Annotated in this window: 17 protein-coding genes; 14 read left to right on the forward strand and 3 right to left on the reverse strand. The window is 62.0% G+C overall.

The window, feature by feature from the left end; translation table 11 throughout:
- Window positions 1-3 precede the first annotated feature (3 nt).
- The 5 genes from VSX77_RS12465 to VSX77_RS12485 all read left to right on the forward strand — a co-directional run bounded on the left by VSX77_RS12465 (window position 4) and on the right by VSX77_RS12485 (window position 6,128).
- Window positions 4-1,182 (forward strand): acyl-CoA dehydrogenase family protein, encoded by a 1,179-nt coding sequence (locus VSX77_RS12465; protein WP_338424931.1) that lies wholly within the window; start codon window positions 4-6, stop codon window positions 1,180-1,182.
- 18 nt (window positions 1,183-1,200) lie between these two features.
- Window positions 1,201-2,196 (forward strand): NADP-dependent oxidoreductase, encoded by a 996-nt coding sequence (locus VSX77_RS12470; protein WP_338427267.1) that lies wholly within the window; start codon window positions 1,201-1,203, stop codon window positions 2,194-2,196.
- Between the two features lie 927 nt (window positions 2,197-3,123).
- Complete coding sequence (locus VSX77_RS12475) at window positions 3,124-4,485, forward strand: glycosyltransferase (RefSeq protein ID WP_338424932.1); 1,362 nt, start codon at window positions 3,124-3,126, stop codon at window positions 4,483-4,485.
- On the forward strand, window positions 4,482-5,405 hold the full coding sequence (locus tag VSX77_RS12480) for a hypothetical protein (RefSeq protein WP_338424933.1): 924 nt from the start codon (window positions 4,482-4,484) through the stop codon (window positions 5,403-5,405). The genes VSX77_RS12475 and VSX77_RS12480 overlap by 4 nt, the downstream gene beginning before the upstream one ends.
- A gap of 318 nt (window positions 5,406-5,723) precedes the next feature.
- On the forward strand, window positions 5,724-6,128 hold the full coding sequence (locus VSX77_RS12485) for a zinc-binding dehydrogenase (protein ID WP_422397225.1): 405 nt from the start codon (window positions 5,724-5,726) through the stop codon (window positions 6,126-6,128).
- Between the two features lie 130 nt (window positions 6,129-6,258).
- Here the strand turns inward: VSX77_RS12485 and VSX77_RS12490 are convergent, their stop codons facing one another.
- From VSX77_RS12490 to VSX77_RS12500, 3 genes are all read right to left on the reverse strand, one after another.
- Complete coding sequence (locus tag VSX77_RS12490) at window positions 6,259-7,338, reverse strand: amidohydrolase family protein (protein WP_338424935.1); 1,080 nt, start codon at window positions 7,336-7,338, stop codon at window positions 6,259-6,261.
- Window positions 7,335-8,186 carry an NAD(P)-dependent oxidoreductase gene (locus VSX77_RS12495; protein ID WP_338424936.1) on the reverse strand — a complete coding sequence of 284 codons (852 nt, stop codon included), beginning with the start codon at window positions 8,184-8,186 and terminating at the stop codon, window positions 7,335-7,337. Before VSX77_RS12495 ends, VSX77_RS12490 begins: the two co-directional genes overlap by 4 nt.
- Before the next feature lie 64 nt (window positions 8,187-8,250).
- Window positions 8,251-9,402, reverse strand: coding sequence for a LysR family transcriptional regulator (locus VSX77_RS12500; protein WP_338424937.1), 1,152 nt, complete (start codon window positions 9,400-9,402; stop codon window positions 8,251-8,253).
- A gap of 101 nt (window positions 9,403-9,503) precedes the next feature.
- Here VSX77_RS12500 and VSX77_RS12505 point away from each other — a divergent pair, with 101 nt between their 5' ends.
- The 9 genes from VSX77_RS12505 to VSX77_RS12545 all read left to right on the forward strand — a co-directional run bounded on the left by VSX77_RS12505 (window position 9,504) and on the right by VSX77_RS12545 (window position 22,169).
- The gene (locus VSX77_RS12505) at window positions 9,504-10,178 is read left to right on the forward strand and encodes a 4-carboxy-4-hydroxy-2-oxoadipate aldolase/oxaloacetate decarboxylase (RefSeq protein WP_338424938.1); all 675 of its coding nucleotides are present in this window, start codon (window positions 9,504-9,506) and stop codon (window positions 10,176-10,178) included.
- Window positions 10,179-10,191: 13 nt separating this feature from the next.
- Window positions 10,192-11,214: a 4-oxalomesaconate tautomerase gene (locus tag VSX77_RS12510; protein ID WP_422397226.1), complete on the forward strand. Its 1,023-nt coding sequence runs from the start codon at window positions 10,192-10,194 to the stop codon at window positions 11,212-11,214.
- Window positions 11,215-11,251: 37 nt separating this feature from the next.
- Entirely contained in the window at window positions 11,252-12,250 is a 999-nt protein-coding gene (locus VSX77_RS12515; RefSeq protein ID WP_338424940.1) for an NADPH:quinone oxidoreductase family protein, read from the forward strand.
- A 244-nt stretch (window positions 12,251-12,494) separates the two neighbouring features.
- Window positions 12,495-13,754 carry a Rieske 2Fe-2S domain-containing protein gene (locus VSX77_RS12520; RefSeq protein ID WP_422397227.1) on the forward strand — a complete coding sequence of 420 codons (1,260 nt, stop codon included), beginning with the start codon at window positions 12,495-12,497 and terminating at the stop codon, window positions 13,752-13,754.
- Window positions 13,755-13,892: 138 nt separating this feature from the next.
- Window positions 13,893-16,781, forward strand: a complete 2,889-nt coding sequence (locus tag VSX77_RS12525; protein WP_338424942.1) for a TonB-dependent receptor plug domain-containing protein — start codon at window positions 13,893-13,895, stop codon at window positions 16,779-16,781.
- 92 nt (window positions 16,782-16,873) lie between these two features.
- Entirely contained in the window at window positions 16,874-18,904 is a 2,031-nt protein-coding gene (locus VSX77_RS12530; protein ID WP_338424943.1) for a 3-hydroxyacyl-CoA dehydrogenase NAD-binding domain-containing protein, read from the forward strand.
- Between the two features lie 70 nt (window positions 18,905-18,974).
- Window positions 18,975-20,597, forward strand: a complete 1,623-nt coding sequence (locus tag VSX77_RS12535) for an AMP-binding protein (RefSeq protein ID WP_338424944.1) — start codon at window positions 18,975-18,977, stop codon at window positions 20,595-20,597.
- Window positions 20,598-20,610: 13 nt separating this feature from the next.
- Complete coding sequence (locus VSX77_RS12540) at window positions 20,611-21,765, forward strand: thiolase domain-containing protein (protein ID WP_338424945.1); 1,155 nt, start codon at window positions 20,611-20,613, stop codon at window positions 21,763-21,765.
- A complete protein-coding gene (locus VSX77_RS12545) occupies window positions 21,765-22,169 on the forward strand; it encodes a Zn-ribbon domain-containing OB-fold protein (RefSeq protein WP_338424946.1) in 405 nt (134 codons plus the stop codon). Before VSX77_RS12540 ends, VSX77_RS12545 begins: the two co-directional genes overlap by 1 nt.
- Window positions 22,170-22,201: the final 32 nt, after the last annotated feature.

Below are 22,201 nucleotides of genomic sequence, written 5' to 3' on the forward strand. Positions count from 1 at the left end.
CGCATGTCCGACCTTCTATCCGCCGACCTCGTGCAGTTCAGGGACGATGTGCGCGCCTTTTTTCGCGATGAGTTCCCGTCCTCGCTGATTGCGAAAGCGCAGCAAGGGCAAAGCCTGACCAAGGCCGATTATGTGCAGCTCGAGCAGGCTCTTGCCCGGCGCGGCTGGCTGGCCGCAAACTGGCCTAAGGCCCATGGCGGTACTGGCTGGTCGGCGATCGAGCGGTTTATATTCGAGGAAGAAATGGAGCGGGCCGGGGCGCCGGAGCTCCTGCCGATGGGACTTCTCTACGTCGCGCCGGTGATATTTACCTTCGGCAGCGAAGCGCAGAAGGCTCGCTGGCTTCCCGACATCCTCAGCTCCCGGACCTTTTGGGCGCAGGGCTATTCGGAACCGGAAGCTGGGTCGGACTTGACCGCCCTGTCGACGCGGGCGGTGCGGGACGGCGACGCCTATTTCGTCACCGGGACTAAGATCTGGACGAGCCATGCGTCGCATGCCGACTGGATATTCTGCCTTGTGCGAACGTCAGATGAGGGCAGGAAATCTCACGGGATAAGCTTTCTGTGCATCGACCTGGCGACGGCGGGCATCGAGGTGCGGCCGATATCGTCGATTGACGGGGGCAGCCATCTGCACAGCGTCCATTTCGACAATGTGCGAGTGCCGGCAGAGAATCTGATCGGAGAGGAAGGCCAGGGCTGGACCTATGCCAAATATCTGCTCCAGCATGAGCGAACATCCTATGCGCATGTTGCCGGGAAGCAGCAGAAGCTTCAGCGGTTGAAACATTGGCTGGCCGAAGGAGCCGGCGGCAACGATCCGGTGTTGACGCACCGCGTCGCCGAACTGGAGATCGACCTTCTCGCGCTCGAATATATGGCGCTGCGCGCGCTGTTACCGCTCGAGAGCGGGGCTGCGCCCGGCCTGCAAAGCTCGGTGATCAAGGTGCGCGCGACCGAATTGGCGCAGGATATAAGCGAGCTCTATCTCGACGCGGCGGGGGCGTTCGGCATCCCTTTCATTACCGACCGCAACGCCGCGGACTGGGCCGCGCCCTTTGCCGGCTATCCGCCGTTCGCGCTTCGGGCGGCGAGCGACTATTTCTTCGATCGGGCGCAGACGATTTATGGCGGCAGCACCGAGATACAAAAGACCATCATCGCCAAGTTTTTATTCTAGGAGCCATGTATGAGCCGTATGAGCAAGCGCTGGGTTGTCGCGGGACGGCCGATCGGCCGTCCGCTGCAGGAAAGCGACTTCCGTTTCGAGGAGGCGCCGCTTCCGGCGCTCGCCGAGGGACAGGTCGTGGTTCGCGTCTGCTATCTGGGCTTCGAACCCGCCATCAAGGGCTGGATGGAAAGCAAGGGCAAACGCGCCATTTCCGAGATCGGCGAACCGATATTTTCCTTCGGCGTCGGCGAAGTCGTGGAATCCAACTCGCCGCGGCTCCAGCCCGGCGACTTCGTGGTCGGACCGATGCGCTGGCAGGATTATCTGATCGCTCCAGGGCACACGCTCGAGAAGATCGACCGGGACGAATGGTTGACCGCGCACCTTGGGGTCGCGGGAATTTCCGGCTTCACCGCCTATTTCGGTCTCGAGAAGATCGGCCGTCCCTTTCCCGGCGATCTTGCTGTCGTCACCAGCGCAGCAGGCGCCGTGGGCGCTGCCGCCTGCCAGATATTGAAGCTGGCTGGCTGTCGGGTCATCGGCGTCGCCGGCGGACCTGAAAAATGTGGCTGGCTGGTGGGCGAGCTCGGGATCGATGCGGCGATCGACTATAAGACGGAGGATGTCGGGGAGGCGCTTGACCGTCTTGCGCCGGAGGGTGTCGATCTGATGTTCGACAATGTCGGCGGCGACCAGCTCAATCAGGTCCTTGGCAGGCTGGCCTATGGTGGCCGCGTCGTTTTATGCGGAGGAATTTCCCGCTATGAAAGCGCTTCGCCGACCGGGCCCGCCAATTATTTCAGTCTGGTTCCTCAACATGGAACCATGTCGGGCTTCATCGCGGGGACCTATGCGGCGGAATTCCCGGTCGCTCGTGCCCGCCTGTTGCGTTGGTTGCGCGAAGGCAGAATACACTCGAAAATCGATGTCACCGTAGGTTTGGAAAACGGTCCCGAAGCGTTGATGCGCATTTTCGTCGGCGCCAATTTCGGCAAGCAGGCACTCGAAGTTGCGAAGCCGTAGGTCAGATCTGGACGCGCGTCGCGGTTAGTCGGCACCAGAAAATACCGTCGTCCACATGTCGGGGCAACATCTGGTGGCCAGCACCCTGCTCAATGATCCCGGCAAATAGCCGTATGATGCGATTGAGCGGGCACAAAGGGCAAGCGCTTTTGGCAGCGCCGGAACTCCCGTCCACGAGTCCGAGCGGTGTGGTGGTTATTGAAGACCTTGGATGGCGGCAATTGCGCGGCCGACGCTAGACATGAAAATCGGATAGAGCTGTTCCGCTGAAAGCTTTTATCTCCGAATTGGCATTGACACGAACAGTGATGCGGATGCCTCCACCGAAATGGAGCGGCCTGCTCTGGCCAAATGAGATGGGAGAATTTGCAGGTGGAATTTTCTGCCTTAGATTGGCCTTACCTGGACCGAACATCGCTTGCGCAAAAGCAGACCCGGCCTATTTTTTGTAAATCGAACAAGCGTTAGATCGGCATAAATGTGGGGGTGAGTGTGGGGGTAGGAATTGTCATTCAAGATAAAAATAGTTTTATTTCAACACATAACATATAAGTTCGATACAAGCCCTGCCACCACCCTCTGGGCGGCGATCGGCCACTGGCGGTCGGGAGTATTGTCCGAAGCGCCCTGCTGGAGGGCAGTGATTGGCTATCGTTGATCATGACGCCAGAGGGTTTCCGTGCCACATAGCGCTGACTGCATTGCATCCGGCGTTCGTGTGAGTAATTCGAATTACGGTACACAGCCATATGTCACTTTATGTGGCGAATATAATCAAGTCATTCCGTTCACGGCGCTTTCATGACGTGCATTCCATGCGCGGCCCTTTTGGGCGAGCCAAGTGCGTTGATGTAGAGACACTAAGGTGTTGGAAATAACTTTTGGATAAACACGGCACCGCCCGGGGGCGCCGTGGATGAATAAGTTATGATCGACACGCCTGCTAAGGAAGAACAATGGCGCCGCCTATATCTGGGCGTGCGCGGCAAGTTCCTTCTCGCTCTGACGATCGCGATAGCCTGGACGGCGCTTAGTGTGTGGTTATCGCAGCGTTGGCTGGTTGACCTTGCCCAAGTCACCAATTGGCCGTTCGCCCTGATTGCGATCATCTTCATTGCCTATGTTCCGGGCTTTATGAATGCCTTTCTGATCGCAACCCTGTCGCTCGATCGCCGGCCGACGGCGCATGTGTCACCAAAGCGGGAGATGCCGGGCGTGACCGTTCTTGTCGCAGCCTACAATGAAGCGGCGGGTATCCGCGATACGCTGACGAGCCTCTCACGACAGGATTATCAGGGACCGTTCGAGGTCTTCATTCTCAATGACGGATCATCCGATGACACCGCGAAGATCGTTCGCGAGTATCTGGCGTCACTCACGCTACCGGCCACAGCAAAATTCACCTTGCATGATTTTCAGGTAAACCGCGGAAAATCGGCCGTTCTGAACGACGGTCTGAAAGCTGCTTCACATGATCTGGTTGTGACGATTGACGGCGACTGCTGGGTTCGGACCAATGCCCTGACGCAGATTGTCAGCCGCTATCTGTCGGATCCCGACAATACGGTGGCCGTCGCCGGCGCCGTAATGGTTCGCAACTCGCGAGCGAACTTGCTGACCCGAGCGCAGGAGTGGGACTATTTTCACGGCATCGCGTCGGTCAAGCGTATGCAGGGCATGTACCACGGAACCCTCGTCGCGCAGGGCGCCTTCTCGCTGTACCGGCGCGACGCCCTCGAAGAAGTTGGCGGCTGGCCCGAGTGCGTCGGCGAGGACATCGTCGTCTCCTGGGCTCTGCTCGAACGCGACTACCGCATCGGTTATGCCGACAGCGCGCTGGCCTTTACCAATGTGCCCGAGCGCATCCGGCAGTTCGCGCTGCAGCGTAAACGCTGGTCGCGCGGCCTTATGGAGGCTTTCAAGGCGCATTGGCGGCTGCTCTTCAAACGCCGCATGGCGACGCTGTTCATCTGGTGGAACGTCGCCTTCCTGCCGTTGGATCTCGTCTACAGTTTTATCTTCATTCCCGGCATCGTGCTCGCCTGTTTCGGCTATTTCTATATTGCCGGGCCGTTGACACTGGCGGTGTTGCCCTTGGCGGCGCTCTGGAACGTCGTGATCTTTCGCATCCAGCGCGACGTGTATCGCAACGAGAACCTGATCGTGCGGCGAAACCCGATGGGATTCCTGTTCTATGCGCTGGTCTATAGCCTGCTGATGCAGCCGGTTTGTGTGTGGGGTTATATCGCCGAGATCATCGGCATGAAGAAAAATTGGGATACGAAATGAAGTACACCGCCATCACGCTCTTTGCCGCGCTCGGCAGTCTGTCGGCAGCTCCGGCCGTTGCACAAGATGACGAAGCCGCGTCGTCGCCGCGAAGCGCCGTCGGCGTTGACATCTTCGCGTCGACCGATGCCGACCACACGGATGTCATTCGCGCGGGCATCAATCTTGATCCCGTTTACAAGGGTCCCGATGACTATCTTGGCGTACGGGTCGAGAAGGCTTGGTATCGTCCCCTGGGTCTTGAGACAGCCGAAAGAGAACGGGTGTTTCTGCGATATGCCAACGGCTCTGCCGACTGGAAATGGAACGCGCAGATCGGCACCGACGGCGATACCATAATCGGTTCCGCGGCGATCCACGACGAGGCAAAGTACCGCAAGGAGGTCTTCATCGAGCGCGATATCGTCGAAACACCGCGCGGCGTGAGGGACGGTATCTATTATACCTTTTTGGGCGCGGCCCTCGATCTTCCCATCGACGATCGAAACAGCTTTACTGTGATGGCGGGAGCACAGGAATTTACGGGCAAGAATGTCCGCCTCCATGCCCGAGCGAATTATGTCCATGTTCTCAAGTCCGAATGGGGCCTGAGTGCGCAGCTTCGGACGCGTTATTTCCACAGCACCCAGCCGCGCGAATATGACTATTATTCACCGCGCTGGTACGTGCAGGCGCTGCCTGTTCTTCAGCTTCGCCGATATAGTGGCGGCTGGCGCTATATGGTGGCAGGCGGGGTTGGGGCACAGCGGGATGCCGTCAGCGACTGGCGGGCTTCCTATTATGCCGCTGCCGAAGTCACTAGCCCGGCAGTCGGCAGTAACTGGCATTTCAAGGCTGCGGCGCTCTATAATAACATTCCGCAGAACACCGGCGCTTATGACTATGGACAGCTGACCGTCGGGATCACGAGAACTTTTTAGTCATGACAGACTGTGTGGTGGCGACTCTTGCGCTGCCTGCCGCTTGAGCGGCTGCTGAAGCAAGCCATCGTAAGCGGCCGGAGATCCGCAATTCGAAGGAAACGTGATTGCGGCTTAGACGCAAGAAAGGTCCGCTTCTTTTGGTTTCGTCCCCAAACGCTTCCGGTCCGCAAACGGGCATTTGCGCGGCATAATGTCGGGCCTGCTGCCGGTTTGATGGAGGTGCGTGTGGTACGTTCGACAAAAATGGCGCGCCCGAAATAGGTGGACGTATAGTGATTTGTTTTCGATCCTCGTGCGATATGGCGGGCTACCCTCGTGGATGTCGGCGAGGCACTAGACCGTCTTGCTCCGGCGGGTGTAGACCTGATGTTCGACAATGTCGGCGGCGAGCAGCTCAATCAGGTCCTTGGTAGGCTCGCCTATGGCGGCCGCGTGGTTTTATGCGGAGGAATCTCCCGCTATGAAAGCGCTTCGCCGACCGGGCCCGCGAATTATTTCAGCCTGATTCCGCAACATGGCACCATGTCGGGCTTCATCGCGGGGACCTACGCGGCGGAGTTCCCGATCGCCCGAGCCCGCCTGTTGCGTTGGTTGCGCGAGGGCAAAATAAGCTCGAAAATCGATGTCACTGTGGGCTTGGAAAATGGGCCCGAGGCGTTGATGCGCATTTTCGTCGGCGCCAATTTCGGCAAGCAGGTACTCGAAGTCGCTAAGCCTTAAACGGCACCAAAAATACCGTCTTGCCGATATCGCGCAACATCCGGATGAGGATCGTTCGAGTAACCACATCCGCGCCAGAACGTCGGCGACCGGCGGTTGCCGACCGCCGAGCAATCGCATTGGTTTCCAGTCAGGGTCGGTTTGCCGATGCTCCGTTCAAGCGGCCGGGATTGTGCGTGTCGAGCACCATCGGGCTGATGTCGAGTTTTTGGTCCAGTCGAGGAAAGACGCGCCGAGCGTTATTTTCGAAAATATCCTGTTTCTGATGCGGGGTCAGCGACGAATTTTCGATATAGCGGCGCGTGTCATCGAAATAGCGTCCGGTCTGGCTGTCGACGCCACGAACCGCGCCGATCATTTCCGATCCGAACAGGATGTTGGCCGTGTCCACAACCTCGCCCAGCAGGTTGATCCCGGGCTGGTGATAGACGCAGGTGTCGAAGAAGATATTTTTCATGAGGTGCGACGACAGGCTCGGCTTTCCGAGCATGTCGGCCAGACCTCGGTACCGTCCCCAATGATAGGGAACGGCGCCGCCGCCGTGCGGGATGATAAGCCGCAACGAAGGGAAGTCGGCAAACAGATCGCCCTCGAGAAGCTGCATGAAGGCGATCGTGTCGGCGGCGATATAATAGGCGCCCGTTGCATGCATTGCCGGATTGCAGCTGCCCGACACATGCACCATCGCCGGGACGTCGAGCTCGCACAGTTTCTCGTAGAGCGGATACCAGAAACGGTCGGTGAGCGGCGGATGGTCGAACGCGCCGCCGCCCGGATCCGGATTGAGATTGCAGCCGACGAAGCCGAGTTCGGTGACGCAGCGTTCTAATTCGGAAATTGCTTCGCCCAGCCCGGCGCCCGGCGCCTGCGGCAGCATGCACACTCCCGTAAAGCGGTGCGGGAAAAGGTCGCAAACCCGCGCAATCAGTTCGTTGCTGCGCGCGGCCCAGTCTCTGCTTGTTCCGATGTCGCCGAGATGCGGCGCCATCGTCGAAGCGCGCGGGCTGAACAGCGTCATATCGATACCGCGTTCTTCGATCAGGCGGAGCTGGTTTCGCTCGATCGAATTGCGGATCTCGTCATCCGAAATCGTCGGATAAGGTGGCGCAGCGCTTCCTTCGGCCGCGGCGGCAAGCTGTGCGCGGCGCCAGATGTCATGGGCGTCGGGGGCGGTCGTGTAATGACCGTGGCAGTCGATGATCAGCGTCATGACAGAGCCTGTCTGACCTCGGACGTCAAAAAGCGGTCCTGTAGTTCGCTCGACAGGATTCCCGGTTTCTGAAGACTGCGATGGACCGCCGCAGCCGCCCGCACCATTTCGGTGGGAAGGCCGAGCGAGCCGAGCATCAGCGCGACCTCGTCGAGTTCGGCGGCGCGGCGTTCGCCATGAACGACGACCCTCTCCAGATTATAGCCGATTCGCGCGACCCACTCGGATCCGAGCGCGGTCAGCACCTCCTCGACGACATTGATGCGATCCGCGGCAAGCAGGCATTGGACCGTCAACGCTTCGATGCCCTTGATCACGATCGAGCGAAGCATCTTGATCGCCGAGGCGTCGCCGACTTGCGCGCCGACCGTGCGGACCTGTTGAAAGCCGAGCTGAGACAGAATTTCGCGCCCGCGCTCGGCCTCGGGGCCGGCCGCGAGCAGGGGAGTCGAAAGCCTGCTTCCGCGCACCGGCGCCATGACGGCGACGTCGATATAGTGGCTGCCCACCGCATCGATCGCCTCGGCTGCCTCGCGCTTGGTGGCGGGTGCGACCGAGTTGAAGTCCAGATAATATCGTCCCGCGCCGATCACCTCACTCGCCGCCTGCGCCGCGCGGACCGCTTGATCGGCCGTCACGACGCTTATCACGACATCGGTGTCTTTCAGCAATTCGGAAAGACCGCGAGCCGCGGCTACCCCGTCGCTCCGGCATCGCGCCTGCACGTCGGCGGCCTGTGCCGGATCGTCGAACTTGATATCGAATGCTTGTGCAGAGCCTGCCCAGCCCGCGGCACCCGCGAAAGCGGCGCCGGCCTCTCCATATCCGATGAATGCTGTTTTCAACATCCGCCCGGATTAGCGCAGGGACCGATGGCCTTGCGAATTCAATGACGACGGCAGCTATAGGATATTACGAATCGATCGTCTCGACCTGCTGCTCCAGAAGGTCGATGAAGGCGCGCTGGAGCTTGGTCGGATTCCACTCGGCACGGCAGGTCATGCCGATCGATCGGCGAATGCTCAGGCGGGCATCTATATGGGCAAGACGGCCGGCGTCGAGCTCCAGATTCACCTGGTTGCGCGACAAAAGCGTCAGGAAATTACCGTCCATCAGCAATTGCCGGATGATGATGACCGAGCCGCATTCGATTGGAACCGTCGGGATCGGCTGTCCGGCGTCGATGAACCATTGCTCCCAGCTTGTCCGCAAGGGGGCATGGGTTCCAGGCATGACCCAAGGATAGCGCGCGAGGTCCTCGATCGACGCTGAACGCCCGGTGAGCGGATGGTCGGCGCTTGCGATGACGATCGGCTCATCGACGAACAGCGGCTTTTCGATGAGGTCGGGGCCGGCCGAACCGCCTCGCAGCGCGCCGATGATGAGGCTGAGTTCGCCGTCGCGCAGCGGGCCGATGAGTTCGGTATGCGACCCCTCCATCACTACGAAGCGGACGTGGGGATGGATTTCGTGATATTTTGCCATGACGCGCGGCAGGACCAGCGCCCGCGCCAGCGGCATGGCGCCGAGCGCGATATGCCCCGTTTCCTGTCCGCCGAGCGTCGCGATTTCGTCGAGGCCCGCATCCAGTTCGGCGCGCGCCAGCGAAAAGCGCCGCGCGACTTCGCGCCCCTTCGACGTCAGACCAAGGCCGCGACCCCGGCGTTCGACGAGCGCAAAGCCATAAGCGAGCGACAGATCCGAAACCGACCGGTGAAGCGAGGCCTGGCTGACGCCGCTGGCGGCGGCTGCGGCAGTGTAGCTTCCGGTCCGCGCAAGATAATTAAAAGCGCGCATTTGCGTGCTAGTCACGCGCCGGTTGTTGACCAGCTTCAGCGCCGTTTCGATTCGATCGGACAGGATGATGGCGGACGCGCGGGGTTCCATCCCGTTGGCGCGGCGATCGAAGAGCGGCGTGCCGATCGCGGCTTCGAGCCGGGCGATCCCTTGCGTGATGGCGGGCTGCGTGAGGTGGATATCGAGCGCCGCTGCGCTGATGCTGCCGAGGCGGACGATCGAATGGAGCGCGCGGAGGTGGCGCAGGTTAAGCTGCAAGGAATCCATGCTTCTCCCGATTCGTAAAATATTATATCTCGGGCCTACTTCTCACTTGCGCGTTCCGGCGACAAGCCCTTCCCTGTAGTGGTTGAGGGAGAGCAAAAGCTATGGCCGGAATAGTCGTTCGCGACATAGGGCGTGTCGATGGCAACGTCGTTGCCGCTTTGGGGAGGGCTGGCGTCTCCACCGTTCATGAAGCGCAGGGGCGCACAGGATTGCTCGAACCTTATATGCGGCCGTTGTTTCGGGGTGCCCGCATCGCCGGGTCGGCAGTCACCGTTTCAGTGCCCCCCGGCGACAATTGGATGCTGCATGTCGCGATCGAGCAGATGGCAGCCGGCGACATCCTCGTCGTCGCGCCGACCAGCCCCTGCAGCGATGGCTATTTCGGCGAGCTGCTTGCCGTTTCGGCCCGCGCCCGTGGCTGCGTGGGTTTGGTGATCGAGGCCGGAGTGCGCGACGTGCGCGAGCTCACCGACATGGGCTTTCCCGTGTGGTCGCGTGCCGTATCGGCGCAGGGCACGGTCAAGGCGACCCTTGGTTCGGTCAATGTCCCGCTGGTTTGTGCGGGGGCATCGATCGCGGCGGGCGACATTGTCGTGGCTGACGATGATGGGGTCTGCATCGTCGCGGCCGGACAAGCCGCAGAGGTTGCCGCGGCAGCGGCGAAGCGCATCGAACGCGAAGAGGAAAAGCGCGCGCGTCTCGCCGCCGGCGAGCTCGGACTTGATATCTATGCCATGCGGGATGAACTTGCGGCGCGCGGTCTGCGCTATGTTTGACGCCGCGCGATGCATGTGGATGCGCGGAGGCACGTCAAAGGGGGGCTTTTTCCTGGCATCGGACCTGCCGTCCGATACCGCTTCGCGCAATGCATGGCTGGCGCGCGCGATGGGGTCGCCGGATTCCGCGCAGGCGGACGGCATGGGCGGCGGGCATCCGCTCACCTCCAAAGTGGCGATCATCTCGACGAGCGCACGATCCGATGCCGACCTCGATTATTATTTTTTGCAAGTTGTACCGGAGACCGGGCAGGTCGCCGACGATCAGAATTGCGGCAACATGCTGGCGGGGGTTCTGCCCTTCGCGATCGAGCGAGGGTTGCTCGATGCGGCCGATGGGATCACCGAGGCGCGGGTGCTGCAGGTCAATACGGGGACGGTCGCGGCGCTTCGTGTCGCGACCCCCGGCGGCCGGTTGCAATACGGTGCGGCGATGGATCCAAAGAGCGGGATCGAGGTCGAGATCGAGTTTCGCGGCATCGCGGGCAGCAAATGCGGAGAGCTTTTGCCTACAGGCAAGCCCGTCGAGGCGATCGCCGGGATCGACTGCACGCTGATCGACAACGGGATGCCCTGCATCATCGTCGCGGCCGCCGCGTTCGGCGTGACCGGTTACGAAGATCCCGCCGACCTCGAAGCGAATGCCGGATTACGAAAGCGGATCGAAAATATCCGGCTTGAGGCGGGACCGCGGATGGGGCTTGGCGATGTCACCGAAAAGCCGGTCCCCAAGATAATGCTTGTGGCGCCGGCGCGCGAGGGGGGAGCGCTTTGCGTGCGCAGTTTCATTCCCCACCGCGCGCACCGGTCGGTTGGCGTGCTCGCGGCGGTGACCGTGGCGACAGCCGCGATTCTTCCCGACAGCGTGGCAACTCGGCTCGCCCGGGGCGGCGGCGGCCCGCGGCGGCGATTGGGGATCGAACATCCCTCGGGCACGATGGATTGCATTCTCAGCCTCGATGCGGACGGGAACGTGGCAAGCGCAGGGCTGGTCCGATCGGCGCGCAAGCTGATGGACGGCATAGTGTTCGGCTGACGGCCAACAAGGATAATCATTCGAAGAGGAAAAGGGAATGAGAGCATTATTGTCGACTGAAACCGGAGGGGCCGAGACGCTTCGGATCGGCGAGCTTTCGGCGCCGATCGCGGCGCCCGGCCAGATACTCGTTGATGTTCACGCGTGCGCGATCAACTATCCGGACACCTTGCTGATCGTCGATCAATATCAGATGCGGCCCCAGCGACCTTTTGCCCCGGGCGGAGAAGTGGCGGGCGTGGTCAGTGCGGTTGGCGCCGAGGTCGAAGGCTTCAGCATCGGCGATCGCGTCTTCGGGGCCCCCGGGGTGGGCGGCCTGGCGGAGCAGGTCACGATCGATGCGGCGAACAGCTATCATCTGCCGGCCGACAAGGATTTCGTTTCGGGTTCGGCGTTGTTGCTGACCTATGGCACCAGCATCCATGCGCTGGTCGATCGCGGCCGGCTGAAAGCCGGCGAGACGTTGCTCATTCTGGGGGCAGCGGGCGGGGTCGGCCTGGCGGCGGTCGAAATCGGCAAGGCGCTGGGCGCGCGCGTGATCGGTGCCGTCTCAAGTTGGGAAAAGGCCGATCTGGTCCGCGCGGCCGGGGCCGACGATGTCATCATCTATCCGCACCAGCCACTCGACAGGGAGGCGTCAAAGGCGCTCGCGGACCAATTCAAGGCCGCGGTCGGCGCCGCCGGCGCCGACGTCGTCTATGATGCGGTCGGCGGCGATTATTGCGAGCCCGCGCTCCGATCGATTGCTTGGGAGGGGCGCTATCTGGTCGTCGGCTTTCCTGCCGGCATCCCGCGCCTGCCACTGAACCTCACGCTGCTCAAGAGCTGCGACGTCTGCGGCGTCTTCTGGGGAGCCTTTGCCGGACGGAGCCCGCAGCGGAACCGGACCAACATCGAACAGCTGCTCGCATGGTGGCGCGATGGCAAGATCGCGCCGCGCGTCACCGCCACTTTTCCGCTCGACCGTGGCGGAGAGGCGATCCAGGCGCTCGCGGACCGGAAGGCCACCGGCAAGCTTGTCGTTAAATTAAAATGATGGCGCAATGCCGTCTGGGACGCGGATTAGCCGAGCAAAATCACCGCAATGATCGCCTGTGAACCCTCATTGAATTTCAATAATCTTATATCGGTGCCTTAAACGGAATGGTGGCCGATATTGACTTCATGGCAGAATTTAAGGGAAATTTGCTTCCAAGGAAAAAGGGAGAGACGAGATGTCGATTGAGGAAGATTCGATTAATTTGACACGTGTCGGACCGGGGACGGTCATGGGCGAGTTCATGCGTCAATATTGGATTCCTTGCGCCATGTCGTCCGAGCTCGAGGCCGATGGCGACCCCATGCGTCTGCCGCTCATGGGCGAAAAGCTCCTCGCCTTCCGCGACAGCAACGGCAAGGTCGGCATCATGGACCACCGCTGTCCGCACCGCTGCGCCTCGCTTTTTCTGGGCCGGAATGAGGAAGGCGGACTTCGCTGCGTCTACCACGGCTGGAAGTTCGACGCCGAGGGCAAGTGCATCGACATGCCGAGCGTTCCCGATGGCGAGAATGTACGACAGAAGATCCATTCGAAGGCGTATAAGGTCCATGAGCGCAACGGACTGATCTGGGTCTATATGGGCAAGGATCAGGACAATCCGCCGCCGCTTCCCGATATCGAGGTAACGCTGCTTCCCGAAGAGGAACTCAGCATCCACTTCGTCTATCGCGACTGCAACTGGCTGCAGGCGCTCGAGGGCGACATCGACACCGCGCATTTCGGCTTCCTGCACGCGGGAACGGTGAACGCGGAAGATTTGCCGGAGGATCATATCTATTATCCCACGGTCATTGATCGCGCGCCCAAATATGAGGTCAACGACACGCCGTGGGGCACGAGCTATGGCGCCTATCGCAAGCTGCCGAACGGCGAGATGTACTGGCGCACGGCGAACTTCATGTTTCCCTTCTGGACCCAGAATCCGGCCGGCATCTTCGAAAAAGCCGTGCACGCACGCGCCTGGGTGCCGATCGACGATGAACGCATGATGTTCATCAACGTCTATTGGAAGGAGGCGCTCAAGCGTGAAGCGCGGCCGAAGAAGAATGGCGAATTCCTCGACGAGGGCTATCGCCTCACCAATAATTATATTCCGAACACGACCGACTGGTACGGCCGCTGGCGCCTGCGCGAAGTGGAATCGAACGACTGGATGATCGATCGCGACGCGCAGCGGTCGGGGGTGAACTATACGGGCATGGAGAATATCCATCTTCAGGATCACGCCATCACGGAATCGATGGGAGCAATCACCGATCACGCCTTCGAACATCTGACGCAGGCCGACCTTATGATCGCGCGAACCCGCCGGCGCATCCTGCGTGCGGCGCTTGCCTATCGGGACAATAGAACGCCGCCTCCGGGGACCGAAGATCCCGAGGTGTTCCTCCAGTCGCGCGGGGGCTTTTTCACCGCCGACGTCGAGAAGTCCTGGCAGGACGCCTATGAGGAAAACATGAAAACGGTCCTGCGGCCGGCAGCCAAGGCGCTCGCCGACTGACGACGATACCGGCGCCGCTTCGTCGGCGCCGGACATTTCCGGAAAAGCTTTGGCTCGGCAGGCTTTGCTTGCGCGAACGGGACGGTTTTGTCCGACTGAACGACACAATGGCAAGATAGCCATCATGGGGAGAGTGACATGTTGAACAGGAAGATGCCGGGCCGAACCCTCAGGTTCGCCGTGTCGACGATGACCTTGGCTTGGGCGGTGTTCGCCACCGGCGCGAATGCCCAGGAGGCTGTCGACCCGCCGCCGCCCGTATCCATCGAAGACGACGGTGCGGCGGTTGCCGACACCGATATCATCGTCACCGGATCGCGGACGATCACCGATGGCGCGAACGCGCCGACCCCGGTGACGGTTGTGTCGAGCGAGCAGCTTACGACGGCCACGCCGGGCAATCTCGCCGAAGCCGTCGGGCAGCTTCCCGCCTTTCGCGGCTCCACCAAGGCTTCGAGCGCCGGATCGGCGGGTACGACTCTCGGCGCCGCCGCCAACTTGCTGTCGCTACGTGCTCTGTCGCCATTTCGTACCCTGATCCTTCTCGACGGCCGCCGCATCGTGCCGACGCAAATGACGGGGGCCGTCGATGCCAACATGATCCCGCAGGGGCTGTTGAAGCGTGTCGACGTCGTAACCGGCGGCGCATCGGCGGCCTACGGGTCCGACGCGGTGGCCGGCGCGGTCAATTTCGTCCTCGATACACGCTATACCGGGCTGAAGCTCAATCTGCAGGGCGGTCTGTCGTCACGCGGGGACGCGGGGAATATGAAAGCCAGCGTAACGGCGGGCACGAGTTTTGCTGATGGCCGCGGCCATGTGCTCTTCTCGGCCGACTATTTCGACCAGAACGGAATTAACCTCGACTATAATGGCCGCAAATGGGCCGAAGCTGGGTGGGGCGTGATCGGATCGAGCCTGACTTCGCCCGAACTTATCGTTGCCCCCAATGTGCGCGACGCAACGTCGACCGCGGGGGGCGTGATAACCGCGTGTCAGCCGGCTGGCGTGACCTGTCCGATAGCCCGGACGCAATTTCTTCCGGACGGTTCGCTTGTGCCCTATACGCAAGGGGTCAATGTTTCGTCTTCGACGATGAGCGGAGGCGATGGCTCGATCCGGCGCGCCAATCTGATCGCGGGCTATCGCCTCAAGAGTTTCTTCGGACGGGTGAGCTACGACGTCGCCGACGGCCACACGGTGTTTGTGGAGGGCGGATACAACCATCTCAGGGCTCATTATTTCGGGTTTAACTCGGGGCAGTTTCTGGGATCGCCCGAAACCATCTTCGCCGACAATCCCTATCTGTCACAGTCGCTGCGCGACACGATGGCGGCGAATGGCATCCAGTCGTTTTCGATGAACCGCAGCAACTTCGACTTCGGCGATATGGAATTCACCAACAATACACGAACCCGCCGCTTCGTCGCCGGTATCGACGGTGATTTGGGCGGCGGCTGGAAATATTCGCTCTACGGATCCTACGGTCGTTCGACCTTCGATCTGCTGACGTCGAACAATCCGCACATCGAGAACCTCTATAATGCGATCGATGCCGTCTTCGATCCGGCGACCGACCGTATCGTATGCCGGTCGACGCTGCTCGGCCTGCCGATCGGTCAGGGGTGCGTCCCGATCAACACCTTCGGCGATGGGGCCCCGTCGGCGGAAGCCCTCAATTATGTGCTGCGGACCACATACCTCAACTATGACATCGACCAGCTGGTCGTTGCGGGTACGGTCCGCGGTTCGCTCTTCACGCTGCCGGCGGGTGATGTGAATATCGCGATGGGGCTCGAATATCGCCGCGAAACCGCTGAACAGACAAGCGGTCCGGACAATGATGTCATCCGCACCGGCGCCGGGATCAGGGGCTATCCCGCTGCCCAGCGCAACCAGCCTGGCGCCTATTTCTCGAGCCCGGCGGCCGGCTACAGCGGCGACTTCAGCGTTCGCGAAGGCTTCGTCGAGATTGCGGCGCCGATCCTGCGGGATACGCCGTTCTTCCAGTCGCTCGATATCAATGGCGCGATCCGCTACGCCGACTACAGCTCGGTCGGGGGTGTCGTCACGTGGAAAGCTGGCGCGATCTGGGCGCCCGTGGAGGACATCAAGTTTCGTGTTACCCGGTCGCGCGACATCCGCGCGCCGAGCATCCAGGAGCGCTTCCAACCGCAGACGCCGGTCATCGGCCAGCCCGTGAATGACCCCCTGAACGGCGGCGCGCGCGTGACCGTGACTCAGGTCAATCAGGGCAACCTCGCGCTTTCGGAAGAGAAGGCGGACTCGCTCACGCTTGGTGTCGTCTTCCGTCCGCGCTTCCTGCCGGGCCTGACCGCCTCGATCGACTATTTCAACATCAAGGTGAAGGACGTTATCGCCGCACCGACGCGCGAAGCGGTGCTCGCCGCCTGCGGAACCAGTTGTCCGCAGGTCATACGCAATCCCGACGGCTCGCTGAATTCGATCATCACGCTCCAGTCCAACCTTGCGCGTCTCCGGACGAAGGGCGAGGATTATGAGCTTGGCTATACGACCGACATGTCGGGCATCGGGCTGAACGGGCGTCTCAATCTGAGGCTCCTTGCAACCCATACGAGGACGCTCAACATCGTGCAGAACGGTGCCGTGCTCGAGCGCGTCGGCGATCTCAACGTCGTCACGTCGCAGAGCATTCCCGGCGTCGCCAAATGGAGCGGCCAGTTCAGCGCTGAATATCGCAGCGGACGGTTCAAGCTCTTCATCCAGGAGCGCTATATCGGTCCGGGGCATCTCGACCGCAGCCAACGTTACGTCGTGACGCAGGACACCTCGATCCCGGCGCGTTTCTATACCGATGTGACCGTCGGATATACGCCGCCGACATTGGGTGGGCGGATGGAATTCTATTTCACCGTGAACAATCTGTTCGACAAGGATCCGCCGATTGCGCCGAACGGGGCGACGATTCAGCCGCGGGCCTCAAACGGCATGCTCTACGACTTCATCGGACGTGCATACACGGGCGGCGTGAAGTTCACCTTCTGACGCCCGCCCTGGCGTGGTCCACCGGCACTCCTCTCGTGTCTCTCCCCGTCGCGGGACCACGCCCGAATTTCAAAGAAAAAGGATAGCTTGCAATGACTTCTCCCGTTCGCACCGAGCGCAATGACGACGTTCTGGTGATAATCTCCGACAACCCGCCGGTGAACGCACTCGGCGCGGCGGTGCGCCAGGGTCTCTCCGCAGGGCTCGACGAAGCTTTGGCCGAGGACGCGATCAAGGCCGTCGTTATCCGCTGCGACGGGCGGACCTTCTTCGCCGGCGCCGATATCACGGAGTTCGGGAAAGCTCCGCAGCAACCTAGCCTGCTTGACGTCATCGAACGCATCGAGGCGTTCGAAAAGCCGGTCGTGGCCGCCATTCACGGCACGGCACTCGGCGGCGGCTGCGAGATTGCGCTGGGTTGCCATTACCGGGTTGCGGCCCGTTCGGCGAAAGTCGGGACGCCCGAGGTTAAGCTGGGACTGTTGCCAGGGGGCGGCGGCACCCAGCGCCTGCCGCGTATCGCCGGAGTGGCTCTGGCGCTTGAAATGACCGCCAAGGGCGATCCCATTTCGGCATTACGCGCGCAGGAAGCCGGGTTGGTCGACAAAGTCGTCGATGATGCCTCGCTGGCCGACGAGGCGGTAGCCTTCGCGCGGCAGATCGCCGATGTGCGCCCGTTGCCCCGGGCAAGCGAGCGCAGCGCCGCGCCCGACCCTGAGGCCGTGGAGGCTTTTGTTCGCGCCAACGGCCGGCGTTTCAAAGGCTTTGATGCGCCTGCCGCCAATATCGCCTGCGTCGTCAAGGCGACCGAGACAAGCTTTGCCGACGGCCTGGCGTTTGAGCGCGCCGAATTTGTGAAGCTGCTGAACGGCACCCAGTCGGCGGCGCAGCGGCATATGTTTTTCGCCGAACGACAGGCGGCGAAGATCGACGACCTGCCTGCCGACACGCCGCTGCGCAAGGTCGAACGCGTCGGAATTCTTGGCGCCGGAACGATGGGCGGCGGGATCGCGATGAATTTTCTGACGCGCGGCATTCCGGTGACGATCGTTGACACAAGCCAGGAAGCACTCGACCGCGGCATCGGGGTTATCCGGGGGAACTATGATCGCTCCGTGAAAAGCGGACGGTTCACGGCCGATCAAGTCGATGCGATCATGGCTCGGCTCACGCCGTCCCTCACAATGGAAGATTTCGCGCAGAGTGATCTGGTGATCGAGGCGGTCTATGAAAATCTCGATCTGAAGAAGCAGATTTTTGCCGATCTTGGCAAGATTGCCAAGAAGGGGGCTATCCTTGCGACCAATACCAGCTTCCTCGACGTCGATGCGATCGCCGAGGCCAGCGGGCGGCCTGCGGACGTAGTTGGCATGCACTTCTTTTCGCCCGCGAACGTCATGCGCCTGCTCGAAGTCGTGCGCGGCGCGAAGACGGCGCCCGACGTGCTGGCGACGGTGATGGCGCTCGGCAAGACAATCGGGAAGGTGCCCGTCGTCTCGCGCGTGTGCTTCGGATTTATCGGCAATCGCATCATGGCGCAGCGCAGCGCGCCCTGCACCGAAATGTTGCTCGACGGCGCATCGCCCGAGCAAATCGACAAGGTGTTCACCGAGGATATGGGGCTCGCCATGGGCCCCTATCAGATGAGCGACATGGCGGGCGTCGATGTGGGCTGGCATCGCGATCCGGACCGCATCGAGACGATCCGCGATGCGCTGTGCGCCGAGGGGCGGCTTGGCCAAAAGGCCAAGGCCGGATTCTACGACTATGACGATCAGCGCAATCGCACGCCCAGCGCGAAGACTGCGGAGATCATTGACGCCTTCCGCGCCAAGGCGGGGCGGGCCAAGCGCGAGGTCAGCGACGAGGAAATCCTCGAGCGCGCCATTTATCCGATGATCAACGAAGGCGCGAAAATCCTTGCCGAGGGCGTCGCACAGCGCTCGTCGGACATCGATGTCGTCTGGGTCACCGGCTATGGCTGGCCGATCTACACGGGCGGGCCGATGTTCTGGGCGAACACGCACGGTTTGGACCGCATCGTCGCCGGGCTAGAGCGGCACGGTGTGGAGGTAGCGCCGCTGCTGCGCGAAAAGGCGCAATCGGGCGGCATCTTCGCTTGAGGTTGTAGCGGTCGGGTCCCGTGTTACGTTTCGTCGCGCGGGATCGCACTGCTTACCGGAGTGGCATCGAATGACAGTTTGGACTTTCCCCGACATCTGGGAATCGGTGTGCGCCGCCATCCCCGACGCACCCGCCGTCATTCAGGGCGAGCGGGTCGTCAGCTATGGCGATTTTGACCGCGCGGCCGATGCGCTGGCGCGCCACCTCGTCGGGGCGGGGCTGTCGCACCAGTCGAAGGTCGCAGCCTACAGTTTCAACAGCGCCGAATATCTGCTGACCTATTTCGCAGCATTCAAGGCGGGTCTGGTCCCGTTCAATGTCAATTATCGCTATGGCCGCGACGAGATCGCCGGGCTGCTCGACAATGGCGATGCCGAGGCGGTGGTCTTCGAAACCGGCTTTACGGACCTGCTGGCCGACGTTCGGGACAGCCTGCCGTCGGTGAAGACCTGGGTCGCGATCCCGCGCAACAGCGATCCCGTCCCGTCATGGGCGGTCAGTCTCGACGATCTGGTGGCGCAAGACAGCGGCGAGCGGCCGTATCGCGCACCGTGGGGCCGCCGCGGGACCGACATCATGCTGCTGTTCACCGGCGGCACCACGGGAGTGCCCAAGGGCGTGATGTGGCAACAGGCCGACGTCATCGGCCGCTTCGGCTATGGTGCGAACGCTCTGGCTGGCTTGCCACCGATGCAGTCGCCCGCGGATGCGGGGCCGCGCGCCGCGCAGGCGGCGAAGCGGCCGAGGTCGCTGATCGCGTGCCCCTTGATGCACGGAACGGGCCTGATCTCGTCGCTCGCCGTCCTTGGCGCCGGCGGGACGCTGGTGCTGTTGCCGCCGGGCAGCTTCGATGCGTCCCGGTTGTGGGACGCGGCGGCGCAGCATAAGGTACACCGGATCGCCATCGTCGGACAGGCTTTCGCGCAGCCGATGCTCGATGCGCTCGAGGCGGAGCCATCGCGCTGGGCGCTGGGCGCGCTGGAATCGATCGGGTCGTCGGGCACGATCTGGAGCCGGGAGAACAAGCAGGGGCTGCTGCGCCATCTGCCGAATATTGCGCTTACCGACAGTTTTTCTTCCTCCGAGGCCTTTGGCATGGCGCAGTCGACGACCACCCGCGATGCCGAGGTGAGCACGGCGAGCTTCGCGCTGACGCCCGATTGCGCGGTGTTCACCGAGGATGGACGCCGCGTCGAGCCAGGCTCCGACGAAACCGGGCGGATTGCGATCGGCGGCTTTATCCCGCTCGGCTATTACAAGGATCCCAAGAAGTCGGCCGAAACCTTCCCGACGATCGAGGGGCGGCGCTGGTCGATGCCCGGCGATTGGGCGCGCGTCGCTGCCGACGGGTCGATCCTGCTGTTGGGGCGCGGATCGCAATGCATCAACACCGGCGGCGAAAAGGTCTTTCCCGAAGAAGTGGAAGAGGCGCTCAAGCTGTTTGACGGCGTTGCCGATGCTGCGGTCACCAGCGTTCCCGACCCGCGGTTCGGCGAACGCATCGTCGCGCTGGTCGCGCGGCGGCCGGATGCCGATCCGGGTGAGGATGCCATGCGCGACCATGTTCGCGGCAAACTGGCCGCCTACAAGGCGCCGCGACATTTCAAGCTTATCGACGCGATCCCCCGCATGGCGAACGGGAAGATCGATTACGCGCAGGTCAAAGACATCGCCATGACTTCATTTGCATAGGGACAAGCATCACGTGACGATCCGAAACAAGGCCTATATCGCGGGCGCATGGGAGCATCCGCTCCGCATCATTCCCGACCTCTCCACTCCCGAATTGCATGCAACCTGCGCTGCGGGGGCGCTTGCCGATGCCGGACTGTCACACAGCGATGTTGACGGGTATTTTTGTGCGGGTGATGCACCGGGCAACGGCGCCACCAACATGGTCGATTATCTGGGGCTGAGGGTCAAACATCTCGATTCCACCGAAACCGGCGGCTCCTCGTACATTATCCATGTTGCCCATGCGGCCGCCGCGATCGCCGCAGGGAAATGTTCCGTCGCGCTGATCACCCTGGCAGGACGGCCGAAGTCGGAGCGGTTCAACGCATTTCGTGGCGGCGGTCCCGACGAACAGTTCGAATGGTGGACCGGGTACAGCACGTCGAATGCCTATGGCATGTGCGCCGCGCGCCACATGCACGAATATGGCACGACGTCGCAGCAGCTCGCCTGGATCAAGGTCGCTGCATCCCATCATGCTCAGCATAATCCGAACGCCATGCTTCGCGATGTCGTGACGGTGGAGGATGTCGTCAATTCGCCGATGATCGCCGATCCGCTGCACCGGCTCGACTGCTGCGTCGTGTCCGATGGCGGGGGCGCGCTCGTCGTCGTGTCGCCGGAGATCGCCAAGTCGCTGTCGCGCCCGCTAGTCGCCGTGCGCGGTGCGGGCGAAGCGGTGCAGGGGCATGGCGGCGGCCGCGGGCTCGATCTGACCGTCACCGCGACGTCGCAGTCCGCGCCGCGTGCCTTTGCCGAGGCCGGGGTGGCGCCGGCCGACATCAAATATGCGTCGATCTATGACAGCTTCACCATCACCGTGCTGTTGCAGCTCGAGGACATGGGTTTTTGCGCCAAGGGCGAGGGCGGCCGGTTCGTTGCCGACGGCAATCTGATCGCTGGCACGGGACGATTGCCGTTCAACACCGACGGCGGCGGCCTGTGCAACAACCACCCAACCAATCGCGGCGGCATCACCAAGGTAATCGAAGCCGTGCGGCAATTGCGCGGCGAGGCGAATGCCGCGGTGCAGGTGCCCGACTGTGATCTCGCCGCCGTCAACGGCATCGGCGGCATTCTGGGCCTGCGGCACGCCGCGGCCACCCTTGTTCTGGAGCGTCAATGATGACCGCTGTTTCCTCCCGCCCGCTGCCCGCGCCGCAGCCCAATGTCGAAACCCAGCCCTTTTGGGACGCCGCTGCCGAAGGCCGGCTGACGATCAAGCGCTGCAGATCGTGCAACGAACCGCATTATCCGCCGCGCGGCCGCTGCCCCTTCTGCTTTTCGGACGCCACCGCCTGGGAAGACAGCAAGGGTAAGGGGACGATCTATAGCTTCTCGACCATGCGGCGCGGTCCCAACACGCCCTATGTCCTTGCCTATGTAACGCTGGACGAAGGTCCTGCGGTCATGACGAACATCGTCGACTGCGATCCCGACACGCTGGCCATCGGCGATCGTGTCGAAGTGGTTTTTACGCCCACCGAAGGCGGCCCCCCGGTGCCGTTCTTCAAACCGGCCGCGCGCTGATCCGGCGCCCCAAGATATGAACGGAGAATAAG

It is taken from the genome of Sphingopyxis sp. TUF1, from assembly GCF_036687315.1.
Classification (GTDB): Bacteria; Pseudomonadota; Alphaproteobacteria; order Sphingomonadales; family Sphingomonadaceae; genus Sphingopyxis; species Sphingopyxis kveilinensis.